Here is a 14,883-nt window from a genome sequence, read left to right on the forward strand (position 1 = left end):
CTGCCAGATCCGTTCCGTGTGTCCAAGGAGTGCGATGCCTCTCACCGGCAAGTACGTCAGGTGGCTGCTGCCCGTCGTTCTGATCGTGGTCTGGCTGGCCGTCGGCGGCGGTCTGGGACCGTACGCCGGGAAGCTCGGCGACGTCGCCACCAACGACCAGGCCGCCTTCCTGCCCCGCAGCGCCGAGTCGACGCGGGTCCTGGAGGCCCGGCGGGCCTTCGGCCAGGAGGAGTCGGTGCCGGTGATCGTCGTCTGGACGGGGGCGGGTGACGGCGACGGCGGTGTGCCGGTCGCGGCCGGGCGGGGCGCGGCGACCGCCGCGCTGGCGTCGCTCGACGGGGCCCCCGGTGTGGTGGGCGAACCGTCGCCGGCGCTGCCGTCGCGGGACGGGGAGGCCCTCCAGGGGGTCGTGCAGCTGCGGCCGGACCTGGGGGACGACCTGCCGGAGGTGCTGGACCGGGTGCGGGACGCGGCCGGGGAGGTGCCCGGCACCCGGGTGCAGCTGGCCGGGCCGGCCGCGACGCAGGCCGACCTGTCCGACGCGTTCGCGGGCATCGACGGTGTGCTGCTGCTCGTGGCGCTGGCCGCGGTGCTGCTCATCCTGCTGCTGGTGTACCGCAGCGTGCTGCTTCCGCTGGTGATCATCATCGGTGCGGTGTTCGCCCTCGGGCTGGCGTGCGGAGTGGTGTACGCGCTGGCGGAGCGGGACGTCGTGCGGGTGGACGGCCAGGTGCAGGGCATCCTGTTCATCCTGGTGATCGGCGCGGCGACGGACTACGCGCTGCTGCTGACGGCGCGGTTCCGGGAGGAGCTGGCGGAGGGCCGCGACCGGTTCACCGCGGTGCGGGCGGCGGTGCGGCGGTCGGCGGGTCCGGTGACGGCGAGCGCGGCGACGGTCGCGCTCGGGCTGCTGGCGCTGCTGCTGAGCGACCTGACGAACAATCGCGCGCTGGGGCCGGTCGGCGCGATCGGCATCGTGTGCGCCGTGCTCAGCGCGCTCACGTTCCTGCCGGCGGTGCTGGTGCTGCTGGGGCGCGCGGCCTACTGGCCGGCGAAGCCCGCGCACACGGGCCATCCGGTGTGGTCGCGACTGGCGGGCCTGGTGGACCGGGCGCCGCGCCGGGTGTGGGCGGTGACGCTCGTCGCGCTGGCCGCCTGCGCCGCCTTCGCGCCGACGCTGACCGCGCGGGGCGTTCCGCTGGACGAGATCTTCGTGTCCGACGCCCGGTCCGTGTCGGCGCAGGCCACGCTGGCCCGGCACTTCCCCGGCGGCTCGGGCAATCCCGCCGTGGTGATCGCCGACGCCGACCGGGTGACGCAGGTGACCCGGGCTGCGCAGGGGACGCGAGGGGTGGCCTCGGTGGCACCGGTGACGGCCGCGGGCCGCCCCGGAGGCGGTCCCCCGCTCGTGGTGGACGGGCGGGTCCGGATCGACGTGACGCTGGCGGCCACCGCCGACAGTGACGAGGCGAAGGACACGGTCGCCCGGTTGCGCACGGCCGTGCACGCGGTGCCGGGGGCGGACGCGCTGGTGGGCGGTTACACGGCCCAGCAGTACGACACGCAGCGGACGGCCGAGCGGGACCGCCTGCTCATCATCCCGGTGGTGCTCGCGATCATCCTGGTGATCCTGGTGCTGTTGTTGCGTTCTCTGCTGGTGCCGGTGCTGCTGATCGCGACGGTGGCCCTCAACTTCCTGGCCACGCTGGGCGTGTCGGCGCTGGTGTTCGAGCGGGCGCTCGGTTTCAGCGGCACGGACGCGTCGGTTCCGCTGTACGGGTTCGTCTTCCTGGTGGCGCTGGGCGTCGACTACAACATCTTCCTGATGTCCCGGGTGCGGGAGGAGTCGCTGCGGTTCGGCACGCGCGAGGGCGTGCTGCGGGGGCTGACGGCGACGGGCGGTGTCATCACCTCGGCGGGGGTCGTGCTCGCCGCCACGTTCGCCGCGCTGGCGGTGATCCCGCTGGCGTTCCTGTTGCAGATCGCGTTCATCGTCGCGTTCGGCGTCCTGCTCGACACGCTGGTGGTCCGCTCGCTGCTGGTCCCGGCCCTGGTGCGGGACATCGGCCCGGCCGCCTGGTGGCCGGGCGCGCTGTCCCGGCGCCCCGAGGAACGGCGCGACCCGGCGGGGCGGTGAATCGGCGGGGGCTGCGTGCGGCGGCCGGGCCGGGCACGCGGGCGCGCCGATCCGGCCGGGCGGGCGCGGGGTGGGGCGGGGACCCGGACGGCAGCGCCCGGAAGGCGCGCGGGCCCGCGCGGTGATCCACTGCGGGTACGGCTGTCGCGGGGCCGCGTCGCGCGGCAGCCGTACGCCGCGGGGGCCGGGGTGCATCCGCCGGGCGCGTCCGCGGCGAATGGTTCGAAGGACCGTGCAGTCGACGCGCGAGGGGTTGCCGGATGAGGACCGTACCGGGGCGTACGGACCACGTGGTGGTCGTGGGGGCCGGGTTGGCCGGCCTGTCCGCCGCGCTGCACCTGCTGGGTGCGGGGCGGCGGGTCACGGTGGTGGAGCGGTGCGCCGTGCCGGGCGGGCGGGCCGGTCTGGAGACGCGCGGCGGGTACCGCATGGACACCGGCCCGACCGTGCTCACCATGCCCGACCTGGTGGAGGAGGCGTTCGCGGCCGTCGGTGCGCGGATGCGCGACCGGCTGGACCTGGTGCCCCTGCACCCGGCCTACCGGGCGCGGTTCGCGGACGGTTCGGCGCTGGCGGTGCACACCGGCGCGGAGGCGATGGCCGCCGAGGTGGAACGGTTCGCCGGGGCCCGGGAGGCGCTGGGGTACCTGCGGCTGCGGGAGTGGCTGGAGCGGCTCTACCGGGCGCAGATGCGCCGGTTCATCGACGTCAACTTCGACTCGCCGTTCCAGTTGTTCGGCGCCGACCTGGCCCGCCTCGCCGCGCTGGGGGGCTTCGGCCGGCTGGACGGCAGGATCGGCCGGTTCCTGTCCGACGAGCGGCTGCGCCGGGTGTTCTCCTTCCAGGCGCTGTACGCGGGTGTCCCGCCGGCCCGGGCGCTGGCCGCGTACGCCGTGATCGCCTACATGGACACGGTGGCCGGGGTGTTCTTCCCCCGGGGCGGGATGCACGCCCTGCCGCGTGCCCTGGCGGACGCGGCGGCCGGGGCGGGCGCGGAGTTCCGGTACGAGGAGAGCGTCACCCGCCTGGAGCGGTCCGGGAGCAGGGTCACCGCCGTCGTCACCGACCGGGGCCGGGTGCCGTGCGACGCGGTGGTCCTGACGGCCGACCTGCCGGTCGCGTACGGGTTGCTGGGCCGCCGGCCGCGCCGGCCGCTGCGACTGCGCCACTCCCCCTCCGCGGTGGTCCTGCACCTGGGGACGGACCGGTCCTGGCCGGACCTGGGGCACCACACCCTGTCGTTCGGGGCGGCCTGGGCCCGCACCTTCGGGGAGATCACCCGCACGGGCCGGCTGATGTCGGACCCGTCCCTGCTCATCACCCGGCCCACGGCCACCGATCCGTCCCTGGCGCCGCCCGGCCGGCATCTGCACTACGTCCTCGCGCCCTGCCCGAACACCGACATCGGGCCCGGCGCGCGCGAGTGGCGGGACCTGGCCCCGCGTTACCGCGACGCGCTCCTCACCGAGCTGGAGCGGCGGGGCCTGACCGGGCTCGGCAGCTGTGTGGAGGAGGAGCTGCTGGTGACGCCCGCCGACTGGACCGCGTCCGGACACGCCGCGGGCACCCCGTTCTCCGCCGCCCACACCTTCGCGCAGACCGGCCCGTTCCGGCCGCGCAATTTCGTCCGGGGCACCGACAACGCGGTGCTCGCCGGGTGCGGCACCACGCCGGGGGTGGGGGTGCCCACCGTGCTGCTGTCCGGGAAGCTCGCCGCCGCCCGGATCACCGGAGGGCGGACGCGGCCGGCCGGGACGCGCCACCCGCGGTCCGCGGACACAGCCACGACGGAGGCCGTATGACGGTGCGTGAACTGGACGCGGCGGGGATCACCGACCCTCAGCTGCGCCTCGCCTACACCCGCTCCCGCCATCTGAACGCGCGTCACGGCCGGACGTACTTCCTGGCCACCCGGCTGCTGCCGCCCGAGCGGCGCCCGGCGGTGCACGCACTGTACGGGTTCGCGCGGCGGGCCGACGACATCGTGGACGACCTGGGTGACACGGCGACCACCGGGGAGCGGGCCGCGGCGCTGCGGGAGCTGGAGGCCCGGCTGGACGCGGCGCTGGCCGGGGCCCCGGTGCGGGAGCCGGTCGTGCGGGCACTCGCGCACACGGCCGGGGCGTACGCCATCGACCCCTCCTTCTTCCGGGACTTCCTGGTGTCCATGCGGGCGGACCTGGTGGTGACCGACTACGCCACGTACGACGAACTGCGCGCCTACATGCACGGGTCGGCGGCCGTCATCGGGCTCCAGATGCTGCCGGTGCTCGGCACGGTCGTGCCGCGCGAGGAGGCCGCGCCGCACGCCGCGGCGCTGGGTCTGGCGTTCCAGCTGACCAACTTCGTGCGGGACGTGGGCGAGGACCTGGACCGGGGCAGGGTCTACCTGCCGGCCGATCTCCTCGCGGCCCACGGCGCGCACCGGGAGCTGCTGCTGTGGAGCAGGCGCACCGGCCGCCGGGACGCCAGGATCGTCTCGGCGCTGGCGGCCGCGGCCGCGCTCACCCGGGACGTGTACCGGGAGGCGGCGCCCGGTCTCGCCATGCTGGACCCGGTGTCCCGGCCGTGCGTGCGGGCGGCGTTCGTGCTGTACGGCGAGATCCTGGACGCCGTCCGGCGGGACGGCTGGTCCTCGGTGCACCGGCGTGCGGCGGTGCCGCGGCGGCGGCGCGCGGTGGTGGCCGCGGGCGGGGTGGCGCGGGTGGCGGCCGCCCGGCTCGGCTCGACCGTGCGCGGGGCGACGGTCCGCGGGGCGGCGTCGTGAGGCCCCGGGGTTCGCGCGGGGGCCGGTTCCCGCTCGCGCTGCGCCGGTCGTCCGTCGCCTGGGAGCGGCAGCGGCCCACGTGGCGCGACGCCCGGCCCGGGCTGATCGCGGGCGCGCTGAAGCGGGCGAGCGGCCGGCCGTCCGGGAACTGGTACGTGCTGGGCGCCTCCCGGGCCCTGGTGGCCGACCGGCCGCTGGGCCTGACCGTGGCCGGGCAGGAGGTGGTCGCCTGGCGCGGGGCGGACGGCCGGGTGCACGCGGGCCCCGGGGCCTGCCCGCACCTCGGGGCGCCGCTGGGTGAGGCGCGGGTGCGGTGCGGCACGCTCGTGTGCCACTGGCACGGGCTGGCCCTGGACGGCGGCCCGTTCGCCGGCTGGGAGCCGTTCCCCGCGTACGACGACGGGGTGCTGATGTGGGTGCGGCTCGACCGGTGCGGTGGCGAGGAACCGACGGAACGGCCCCGCGTGCCGGTGCGCCCGGACCCGGCCGGGGCGGTCGCCGCGGTGTGGTCGGGGGTGGGGCGGTGCGAGCCGGAGGACGTGGTCGCCAACCGCCTCGACCCGTGGCACGGTGCCTGGTTCCACCCGTACTCCTTCGTCGACCTGACCGTGCTGGACAGCGGCGAGGACGAGGACGCCTTCCTGGTCGACGTCTCCTTCCGGCTGGCCGGCCGGGTGGTGGTGCCGGTGCGGGCGCGGTTCACGGCACCGGGGCCGCGGACGGTCGTGATGGAGATCGAGGAGGGCGAGGGGTGCGGCTCGGTCGTCGAGACGCATGCCACGCCGCTCGGTCCCGACTCCACGGGGCAGCCCCGGACAGCCGTGGTGGAGGCGGTCGTCGCCGCCTCGGACCGGCGGGGCTTCGCCGTCGCGCGGGCCGCGGCGCCGCTGGTGCGGCCCCTGATGCGGGCCGCCGCGGGACGGCTGTGGCGCGACGACCTGGCGTACGCGGAGAGGCGCTGGGAGCTGCGCTCGTCGGGGCGGTTCCCGGGCTGAGCCCCGCCGTGGCGGGGGGTGAACCTTTCAGTCGGCGGCGAACCGGGCCAGGGCGCGCAGGGGTGCCGAGCGGCCGCGCGGGGGGACGGTCCACAGGGTCTGCCCGCGCACGCCCCACCGTTCCAGCAGGGCGTTCGCGGCCAGGAAGCCGCTGGTGGCGGCCCGTTCCATGAGCGCCACGGGAAGTCCGGTACGCACCAGGTCGCCCGCCACCATCACGGCCGGGTCCGGGGTGCGCACGGTGGGGCGGTCCCGGTAGCCGCCCACGGGGAAGTGGGGGCAGTCGGCGCGCCATTCGTGGCGCTCGTCGACGATCAGGGCGTCCCGGGTCTCGGGGTACAGGGAGCGCAGCCGGGTCAGCATCCGCTCCTGGAAGCCGGGGCGGTGGATGCCGGGTGCGGTGGCGTACGCGTGGAGCTCGACCACGCTGCCCCCGGTGCGGGCCGCCCAGCGTGCCGCTTCGCCCTCCCAGCGTTCCAGGACGCTGACGTTGTCGAGGCCGTCGTAGCCGCTGGTGCCGAGGAAACCGGCGCGGTTGCGGTCGACGGGGCGGTCCAGCCAGTAGCGGGAGACGAGGAACGGGGGCGCCGTGCGCAGGCGGCGGATCCGGGTGCGCCAGGCCCGGTCGCCCAGCCGGGGCGACTGTGCGACGAGGCGCCGCAGACCGGCCGTGTCGAGGGCGAGGACCACGGCGTCGTGATGGTCGGCCCGGCCCGCCGCCGAGACGGTGAACCCGCCGTGCGGGGCGGGTTCGACGGTGTCGACCGCCCGGCCTTCGAGCAACTGGACGCCGTGCCCGGCGAGGTAGTCGCCGAGGGGCTCCCACAGGGCTTGCGGGAAGGGCTCGTCGGGCACGTCGAAGAGCAGGCCCTCGCTGGAGCCGAGGAAGTAGATGTGGAACATCAGCGCCAGTTCGGCCGCCGACAGGGTCCGCGGGTGGACGAAGAAGCTGCGGGAGAAGACCTCGAAGGCCAGGTGGTGCGCGGCTTCGGGGAAGCGGATGCGTTTCAGCAGGTCCAGGGCGCTGGTGTCGTCGAGCCGCCGGTAGACGTCGGGTACGCGGACGTCGAACAGGGGCAGCGCCTCGCGCGGGTTCATGCCGGCCAGGTCGGCCGCCCGGAAGCTCGGGCTGAGCGCGGCGAACGCGACGGCGTTCCACGGCGGGGTGCGCGGGATGCGGGCGAAGCTGTCGCGCAGCCCGCCGCTGTGCCACAGGGGGTAGTCGGGCAGGGCGCGCAGCCGGTCGAGCCCCGGGTCGGCCCGCCGCAACAGGCCGCGCAGGTTGTAGTACTGGCGGAAGAAGGCGTGGAAGCCGCGGCTCATGGTCGCCGTGCTGCCGTCGGCGAGCGTCACCGGCCGACCCGCGAGCCGCCCGCCGAGCTGCTGTTCGCGTTCGTAGAGGGTGACGTGCACGCCGCGTTCGGCCAGCGCGGTGGCGGTGGCCAGGCCGGCGATGCCGCCTCCGACGACCGCCGTGCGGGGTGCCTCGCCCATGACGCGTGGCCGGCCGGGCCGCGGGGTGATGACACGAGCCTTGCGGTCGCGGCCCCGCCGGGGCGCGGACCCGGGTCGCGGGCCAGGGGGCCGGCCCGTTCGGCGTTCGTCGCGCGGCGGCGCGGTCAGGGGCGTGTGCGGTTCGTCGTGCGGCGCGGTCATGGACGGTTCCTCTGTCGCCGGCCGTTCGTCGTGCGGCGCGGTGCGGTCCGGGTGCCGTTCGTCGTGCGGCGCGGTCATGGGCGGTTCCTTTGTCGGCGGCCGGCCGGAGTGTGGCGGCGGGGCAGGACGGGCAGTTCGGCGACGGTGCGCAGCATGGGCAGGACGGGGGTGCGCAGTCCGATGCCGAGTTCTTCGAGCGGGTGCGTCTCGCCGTCGAGGAAGCGCAGCAGGCGTTCGGTGGGCACGGTGCGGAAGAGGCCGGTGAAGAACGCGGGTCCGTCGACCCGTCCCGTGTCGAGCGCGCGCAGCACCACGGCGTCCATGGCCAAGGATCTGGCCGGGTGCGCGGCGGGCGGCAGGGGGAGGCGGCCGTGGCGCAGGGCGTCGGCGACGGCGCGGGTCTGCCGCTGCAGGCCGGCGAAGGTGTAGCCGGTGGAGGGGCGGGTCGCACCGCCCGCGGCGCCGATCCGGAACACCGAGCGGCCCGCGCGGCGCCGGTGGCGCCCGTCGCCCATCGGGATCACCCCGCGCTCGGTGCCGGTCACCTCGTACCGCCGGACGCCGAGCACGTCGTGCAGGTAGTGGCGCAGGGCGCGGTCGTAGCCGGAGGGGCGGAGGGGCGCGGCGGAGAATTCGGTGTACTCGACGAGGGCCCGGTGGGTGCCGATCGGCAGGACGTACCCGAAGGCGAGTCCGTGGTGGGGCTGCGGCACACGGAAGTCCATCAGTTCCACGGTCGCGGGGTCGAACACCGGTCGCTCGCTGTGCAGGAACCAGCCCTGGAAATGCTGGAGGAGGAGGGTGCGGGCGGGGGGCGGGCGCCGCGGCGGGCGTGAGTCGAAGACCCATCGGGCACGCACCCGCAGGTGACGGCCGTCGGCGGTGACACCGAGCACATCGGCTCCGTCGGGCCGGTCGAGGACGGCCCGGACGGCGGCCTCGACGCGGTTGACTGCCCCGATGCGTTCTCCGACGGCGCGGGTGAAGACGTCCGAGCGGAGCATCTTGTAGCGCAGCGGACCCGGGCTGCCGGTGAAGGTCCCGCCGTCCGGGCCGCGTACCCGGAGCCGGTCCCAGCACCGGACCAGCAGGTCGTCCCAGTCGCCGCCCGGCTCCTCCCAGTAGCACCAGGTGCGTTCGGGGGGCCGGAGGGGTCCGGCCGGCGCGTCGATCAGCGTGATGTCCGCCGGCCGGGGGCCGCCGGGTCCCGCCGCGCACAGGTGGTGGGCCAGCGACAGTCCCGCGGCCCCGGCGCCGACGACCGCCACCTCCGTGTCGACCACCGGCCGCGTGTCGCGGTCGTCGTCCGTCCCTGCCACGGGCGGCTCCTCCTCCTGGTGCGGCTTCCCCTCCCATTCGGCGGAAGCACGCCGGTTGGATGCGCCCCCGCTCGGCCGGCCGGCGGGGGCGGTGGCGTGCGCCGGTGAGGCCATGGTGCAGGACGCGGGGGTACGCGGAGGGGCGGCACGCTGGCGCGCTCTGGGCGGGTGCGGCGGCCGACCGCCCCAACCGCACCCGCCACGCGCGCCGGCACTGGTGGTGCCGCTACCGCGGAGGCATCACGCAGAACTCGTTGCCGTCGGGGTCGGCCATCACGACCCACTCCACATCACTCTGGCCTATGTCGATCCGCTTCGCTCCCAGGGAGACGAGGCGTTCGACCTCCGCCTGCTGGTCGACGCCGGCAGGGGGCGCGACATCGAAGTGGAGCCGGTTCTTCCCCACCTTGCGCGCCACCGGCGGACCGCCCCAGGTGATCTTCGGGCCGCCGTGGGGCGAGCGGATCGCCGTTTCCTCGTCCTGGTCCCAGACCAGCGGCCAGCCGAGCGCCTGGCTCCAGAAGTACCCGACCTCCTGCGAACCGTCGCTCGCGAGCGCTCCGAGGAAACCGCAGTCGGCGAGGAACGTGTTGCCCGCCCCCAGGACGCAGAACTCGTTGCCTTCCGGGTCGGCGAGCACCACATGGCCCTCTTCCGGGCGCTGGCCGATGTCGATGTGGCGTGCGCCGAGTTCCAGCGCCGTCGCCACCGTCCGGCGCTGGTCCTCGGGGGACGTGCTCGTCAGGTCGAAGTGGGTCTGGTTGGGACCGGCCTTCCGCTCCTCGCTGCCCACGAACCGCAGGTGGAACCCGGTGTCGTCGTTCGGTGCCAGGGAGATGGCGTCGTGGGGGTCGTCGGCCGGTTCCCAGCCCAGGACACCTGCCCAGAAGTGGGAGAGACGGAGCGGGTCGTGCGCGTCGAAGCAGAGCGCGAGGAGCTGAGAGGTCATCCGGTTCCGTGTCTCCGGTCCTTGATGCGTCGGTGCGGACGGGGGCTGGTCTCCCCCGCCCATGAGCGGCAGCAACGCTAGGAGCCCGCTCCCGGGGGACGCAACGGGATTACCGGGGCTCCGCTTTCAGGGCCCGACGCGCAGGGAGGCGAACGGCGCCCGGTGCTCGGTGCCGTCCGGGAGCCGCCAGGGAGCGGTGATCCAGGCCTGGGCGGCGTCCGTGGCGGAGTCGGGCGCCGAGAGGTGGAGGAGCCGGGTGAGGGTGAGGGTCAGGAGGCCGGCGTCCGTGGGGACCCCGATGCCGGTGCTGTCCGGTCCGTCGGTGGCGGTGGCCGGCCCGGTCGGGGAGGCCGGGGTGTCTTCGGCGCCGTGCCGGGTGACGGTCGGGTCGGGGGCGTCCGACCGGCTCTGCGCCTGGGGCTCGGCACGGCCCTGGAGGAGGGCGAGCAGCTGGACGACGAGGACCGGGTCGCCGGCGCCGTCGTAGATCCAGCGGCGGCCCAGTACCCCGTGCTCGGACGTCCCGACGAGCGTGTCCTGGCCGTCCCCGGGGGCCGCGAGCGGGGCGCCCCGGTAGGTGAGCGGGACGAGGTAGGCGGCCGGGCGGTCGCCGGAGGTGTCGGTCACCACCATGAACTCGATGCCCACCTCGCCGTCCGGGTCGTCCAGCCGGAAGCCACCGGCCACGGCGAGCTCCGGCGCGCTTCCCGTCGGGACGTACCAGGGGCGGGTGGGCAGCCAGGACGTCAGGAGTTCCAGCTTGCCGGGGGACATGGTGGTCCGGTGAACGACGGCCATCGTCGGTGATCCTCCCGTTGTCGGTGTGCTCGTGCGACGCACGAACACCACTGGTCACAACGTTACTTGAGGACCGCGCGCACGGCCCGAAGCGCTCTGGGAAGCCGCCCCATATCGTGGCAAGATGACCGGAAGAACGGTATCGAGGGTCGGTACTGGTTCTCTGGGGCATCAATGAACATCTGGCTCCGTTTCCGCCTCACGGGTGTGGTGGTCGTGACCGGCGTGTCCCTGCTTGCGTGCAGCGGCACCGGCGAGCGCCAGGCCGCGCCGCCGCCGTCGTCCGCCGCGCCGGGAGCGTCGTCGCCGTCACAACCGGCCCACTCGTCGCCGTCGGCGCAGCCGTCACAGCCGGCGGCCACCACGGGCGGGCGGACTCCGTCGAAGCCCGCACCGGACGCCTCCACGAGCTCCGGCGCCGGCGGGGTGACACCGGTTCCGGGACTGGGCCGTCTGCAGCCGATATGGCCGTTCACCACGCCCGCCCAGGTGCAGGCGTGGCAGCGCGACTACCGCAGGGACGGCCACCAGCCCTGGCACCTCGACCCGGAGCAGACCGCGCTGTCCTTCGCGCGGGGCTATCTGGGCTTCTCGGAGATCGACCGCGTCACCTCACGGACCGTCACCGCCACCCAGGCCCGCATCGGCGTGGGCGTCAGCGGACCGGAGAGTTCCGGCAGCGCGGCCGTCGTCCGTCTCGTGCGCTACGGCACCGGCCGCGACGCGCCCTGGGAGGTCGTCGGCACCGACGACACGACGTTCTCGCTGACGAAGCCCGCGTACGGGTCGGTGGTCCGGTCGCCCCTGGCCGTCGGCGGCCGGATCAGCGGGGTGGACGAGAGCCTCCGGATCCAGGTGCGCCAGCCCTCGTCCCAGAAGCCCCTGGGTGAGTCGTGCTGCGTCCCGGCCGGCGGATCCGGGCAGCCGTGGTCCTCCTCGGTCTCCTTCAAGGGAGCCAAGGACGCGGTGCTGACGGTCGTCGCCTCGACGGGCGGGCACATCGCCGAGGTGGAACGCTTCACCGTCACGGCCGTACGTCTCCGCTGACGTCACCGGCGCGCTGCGGGCGCCCGCAGCGCCGCACGGGATCCGAAGTTCGCGCGGGGTGGGTGTCAGTGGCGCTGGTTACGGTGGTTGCCATGATCGACGCAAATGACGTCCGCCGTATCGCGATGGCCCTTCCCGAGACGGTGGAGAAGGAGGCCTGGAACATCCCGACCTTCCGGGTGGCCGGGAAGATGTACGTGACGATCCCCGACGACCAGTCGTCGTTCGCGGTGCGTTGCCCGCGCCACGAGCGGGCGGAGCTGATCGCCGCCGAGCCGGAGAAGTTCTGGGTGCCGCCGCACGAGGCGAGTTCGGCGTGGGTGCGGGTGCGGCTCGTCGCGCTGGAGGGCGAGGAGGAGCTGCGTGACATCCTCGTCGACTCCTGGAGACAGGCGGCGCCGGACCGGCTGGTCGAGGAACACCCCGGCCTCCGGCCCGGTGCCTGGTCCGGCGAGTGACACCGGGGACAGGCCGGGCGGGTGGGGCTGGACGGGGCCGTCGGGTCCGCCGGCCCGCGGGAGATCCGCCCCGTCGGGCGCCGGTGGTCTGCCGGGCCTCTTCTGAGGCGGTTTCCTGGAGTTGCGCACCCGGGCCCCGGGGAGCTGCCCGGTCCGCGGCGGATCTCACCCTTCCCGCCGGGACTCCGGCCGGCGCAGGGCCCGGGGCGCCCGCCCGGTCGCCGCGGTCGCCAGACAGTCGACGAGATGGCCTGCGGCTGCGCCTTTCGGCAGGTCGCTGACCTGACCGTCGCCCACCTCCACCACGCGCCAGGCTCCGTCCCGTCGCAGGGCCAGGTCCGTGGTGACGAAACGGCAACCGAGGGCCGCCACCAGCGGCCCTACGAACCCGAGTTCCGGCTCCGGCCTCAGGGCGGGCGTGTCGGGGTGCGCCGTGAGGAGCGCCGGTTCCCCGTCGACCCACCACACGCGCGCCTCGCCGACGGTGGGGTCGAAGTCCTCGAACTCGCGGAGCACCACGCCCCCGACGAGGGAGTCGCCCTGAAGCTCCACGAAACGGGCGACCACGGAGGCGAGCCGGCGGGTGTCCGTCAGGTCGGGTACGAAGCAGGCCTCGTGCCACTCGTGCTTGCGCGACTTCACGTGGTCCTTGACGACCGCGGGGCCGCCGCCGAGGGCGCCCGCCGCCGCGGCGAGCCCGGGCCCGTCGGGCAGCGTGCCCGGGGCGCCGGGCAGCCGGACGCTGTGCGGCGTGGCCGCCCGGAACACCGCGTACCAGCCGGGAAGCTCATGGGCCCGCCGGTAGTCCGCGGGCGCGGTCAGCAACCGCACTCCGCGCGCCGCCAGGGCACCGTACAGCGCGCCGTACTGTCCGGCGGTGAGCATCCAGCCGCGGTACCAGGCCGCCCCGGAGCCTTCGGGAACCCGCGCGACGGCCGCGGTCGCGTCCCCGGAGACCAGGGCGTCGTGGTCGATCAGCGCGACGGGGCGGTCGAGGGCCCGCGCCGCGCGGGCCTCGTCCGCGAAGTGCGGGTCGGTCCGCCGTGGCCGCAGCGGGTCCGCGCAGAAGATGAACGTCGCCCCCATTCACGCACCCTATCCGCCCGCGGGCCGTCGCCCCGGGCCGTCGCCCCCGGCCGTGCGTCGGCCGCCGGAGGACCGGTTGTCAGTGCCGGATGTGAAGCTGGCCGGTATGGACGACAGCATTCTCCGGCGCCGCGTCTACGGCGCCGACCACGAGGACCCGGACCCCGGCCCGCGTCCCGGCCGTGTCTACGGTGAGCTGGTGGGCGGGCCTCTCGACGGGCTCCTCCTGGACGTCACCGGCTGGAGCGAGCAACGGCTCGCGGAGGAGGCCCGGCTGCCGACGGAGATCGGGCGGTACGGGCCGGGCGGCCGCACCCACTACCGCCGCCGGGCCGCCGACCCCGGCCGCTGGGACTGGTCGGGCGACAGCCCATGAGCCTCCGCGCCCCTGCCCGCACGGCGCCCGTCACGAGTCGCCGGCGTGGTGCCGCGCGCGGCGACCGTCACGACAAGCCGCCGACGACCTGCCGTACGCGGTCGGCCACCTCGTCCGGCAGGGGGGCGTAGTGGATCCGGGCGAGGTCCTTCTGCCCCCGGGGGCTCGCCGTGTAGGTCAGGAAGGACTTCAGGGCGGGCAGCACCTCGGGCGGGTTCCCGCTGTCGCACACGATCTCGTACGTGACGAGGACGATGGGGTAGGCGCCGCTCGCCCGCGTCCGGTAGTCGAAGGTCAGCGCCATGTCCTTGCCCGTGCCGTCCGCATGGGCCGTGGCGATGCCGGCCGAGGCGGTCCGGGCGGAGACGGCGACCGGCTCGGGCGCGCCGGTGTCGAGCCTGACCGTGCTGAGCCCCTTCGCCCGGGCGAAGGACAGTTCGACGTAGCCGATCGCGCCGTCGTTGCCCTGCACCTGTGATGCCACTCCGCCGGAGCCGGAGGCGGACTGACCGCCCTTGGCCTGCCACGCCTTGTCCTTGGGATACGGCCACTGCTCGGGCGCGGCTCCGGCGAGGTAGGCGTTGAGGTTCTGGGTGGTGCCCGATTCGTCGGAGCGGTGCACCGCGGCGATGGGGAGGGCGGGGAGTGCCGCGCCGGGGTTGAGGCGCCGGATCTCCGGCGCGTCCCACCGGGTGATCTCGGAGTCGAAGATCCTGGCGAGGGTGGGCGCGTCGAGGACGAGGTCGTCCACCCCGGAGAGGTTGTACCCGATGGCGATGGGGCCGCCGACCATGGGGAGGTCGATGGCTCTGCCACCCCGGCACGCGTCCCGGGACAGCTCCACTTCGTCGGCCTTCAGCGGGCTGTCCGTTCCGCCGAGGACGGTCGCCCCGCGCAGGAACTGGGCGACTCCCCCGCCGGACCCGATGGGCACATAGCGGATCTCCACGCCGGGGCAGGCCTTCTGGTACTCGCGCATCCAGTGCTTCATCGCGTTCTGCTGCGCGCTGGAGCCGGACGCGGCCAGCCGGCCCCCGGACGCGCAGGCGATGCCGCTCGTGGGCGCGGGGGACGGGGCGCTGTCGCTGACGGCCGTGGTACCGCAGGCGGAGAGGAGCAGGACGCTCCCCGCCGCCACCACGCGCGTGCCCAGAACCAGCCGTCCGCGATGTGCCCGTCGACGCTGCACCTGTGGTTCCTCTCCGAAGGCGGGAACCGTGATGCTCGCCGACGCGGGCGGCGCGGCGGTGACGTGCCGGCGAACACGGGTCGGCCACGGATCGACACCTGGGAGG

Annotated in this window: 13 protein-coding genes; 7 read left to right on the forward strand and 6 right to left on the reverse strand. The window is 75.2% G+C overall.

Annotation, left to right across the window (positions count from 1 at the left end; genetic code table 11):
• Window positions 1-34: 34 nt before the first annotated feature.
• The 4 genes from EIZ62_RS00440 to EIZ62_RS00455 all read left to right on the forward strand — a co-directional run bounded on the left by EIZ62_RS00440 (window position 35) and on the right by EIZ62_RS00455 (window position 5,899).
• Window positions 35-2,137 (forward strand): MMPL family transporter, encoded by a 2,103-nt coding sequence (locus EIZ62_RS00440; protein WP_156690725.1) that lies wholly within the window; start codon window positions 35-37, stop codon window positions 2,135-2,137.
• Between the two features lie 260 nt (window positions 2,138-2,397).
• Window positions 2,398-3,939 carry a phytoene desaturase family protein gene (gene crtI / locus EIZ62_RS00445; RefSeq protein ID WP_156690726.1) on the forward strand — a complete coding sequence of 514 codons (1,542 nt, stop codon included), beginning with the start codon at window positions 2,398-2,400 and terminating at the stop codon, window positions 3,937-3,939.
• Complete coding sequence (locus tag EIZ62_RS00450; protein ID WP_156690727.1) at window positions 3,936-4,904, forward strand: phytoene/squalene synthase family protein; 969 nt, start codon at window positions 3,936-3,938, stop codon at window positions 4,902-4,904. Before crtI ends, EIZ62_RS00450 begins: the two co-directional genes overlap by 4 nt.
• On the forward strand, window positions 4,901-5,899 hold the full coding sequence (locus EIZ62_RS00455) for a Rieske (2Fe-2S) protein (RefSeq protein ID WP_156690728.1): 999 nt from the start codon (window positions 4,901-4,903) through the stop codon (window positions 5,897-5,899). The genes EIZ62_RS00450 and EIZ62_RS00455 overlap by 4 nt, the downstream gene beginning before the upstream one ends.
• Window positions 5,900-5,926: 27 nt before the next feature.
• Here the strand turns inward: EIZ62_RS00455 and EIZ62_RS00460 are convergent, their stop codons facing one another.
• The 4 genes from EIZ62_RS00460 to EIZ62_RS00475 form a co-directional block, all read right to left on the reverse strand.
• Window positions 5,927-7,555, reverse strand: a complete 1,629-nt coding sequence (locus EIZ62_RS00460; protein ID WP_156696112.1) for an FAD-dependent oxidoreductase — start codon at window positions 7,553-7,555, stop codon at window positions 5,927-5,929.
• A gap of 74 nt (window positions 7,556-7,629) precedes the next feature.
• Complete coding sequence (locus tag EIZ62_RS00465; RefSeq protein ID WP_156696113.1) at window positions 7,630-8,838, reverse strand: lycopene cyclase family protein; 1,209 nt, start codon at window positions 8,836-8,838, stop codon at window positions 7,630-7,632.
• A gap of 262 nt (window positions 8,839-9,100) precedes the next feature.
• Complete coding sequence (locus EIZ62_RS00470) at window positions 9,101-9,823, reverse strand: VOC family protein (protein ID WP_156690729.1); 723 nt, start codon at window positions 9,821-9,823, stop codon at window positions 9,101-9,103.
• Window positions 9,824-9,949: 126 nt separating this feature from the next.
• Window positions 9,950-10,621, reverse strand: a complete 672-nt coding sequence (locus EIZ62_RS00475; protein WP_156690730.1) for a maltokinase N-terminal cap-like domain-containing protein — start codon at window positions 10,619-10,621, stop codon at window positions 9,950-9,952.
• Window positions 10,622-10,795: 174 nt separating this feature from the next.
• On the opposite strand from EIZ62_RS00475, the gene EIZ62_RS00480 reads away from it, so the two are divergent.
• Both EIZ62_RS00480 and EIZ62_RS00485 read left to right on the forward strand, forming a co-directional pair.
• Window positions 10,796-11,668, forward strand: coding sequence for a hypothetical protein (locus EIZ62_RS00480; RefSeq protein WP_156690731.1), 873 nt, complete (start codon window positions 10,796-10,798; stop codon window positions 11,666-11,668).
• Between the two features lie 92 nt (window positions 11,669-11,760).
• Window positions 11,761-12,126 carry an MmcQ/YjbR family DNA-binding protein gene (locus EIZ62_RS00485; protein WP_156690732.1) on the forward strand — a complete coding sequence of 122 codons (366 nt, stop codon included), beginning with the start codon at window positions 11,761-11,763 and terminating at the stop codon, window positions 12,124-12,126.
• 165 nt (window positions 12,127-12,291) lie between these two features.
• Here the strand turns inward: EIZ62_RS00485 and EIZ62_RS00490 are convergent, their stop codons facing one another.
• Window positions 12,292-13,212 (reverse strand): ATP-grasp domain-containing protein, encoded by a 921-nt coding sequence (locus EIZ62_RS00490; RefSeq protein ID WP_156690733.1) that lies wholly within the window; start codon window positions 13,210-13,212, stop codon window positions 12,292-12,294.
• 106 nt (window positions 13,213-13,318) lie between these two features.
• Here EIZ62_RS00490 and EIZ62_RS00495 point away from each other — a divergent pair, with 106 nt between their 5' ends.
• Entirely contained in the window at window positions 13,319-13,588 is a 270-nt protein-coding gene (locus EIZ62_RS00495; protein ID WP_156690734.1) for a hypothetical protein, read from the forward strand.
• A gap of 67 nt (window positions 13,589-13,655) precedes the next feature.
• On the opposite strand, the gene pstS is transcribed toward EIZ62_RS00495, so the two are convergent.
• Entirely contained in the window at window positions 13,656-14,777 is a 1,122-nt protein-coding gene (gene pstS, locus EIZ62_RS00500; protein WP_156690735.1) for a phosphate ABC transporter substrate-binding protein PstS, read from the reverse strand.
• Between the last annotated feature and the right edge of the window lie 106 nt (window positions 14,778-14,883).

Origin of the sequence: Streptomyces ficellus (assembly GCF_009739905.1) — a bacterium.
Taxonomy (GTDB): domain Bacteria; phylum Actinomycetota; class Actinomycetes; order Streptomycetales; family Streptomycetaceae; genus Streptomyces; species Streptomyces ficellus_A.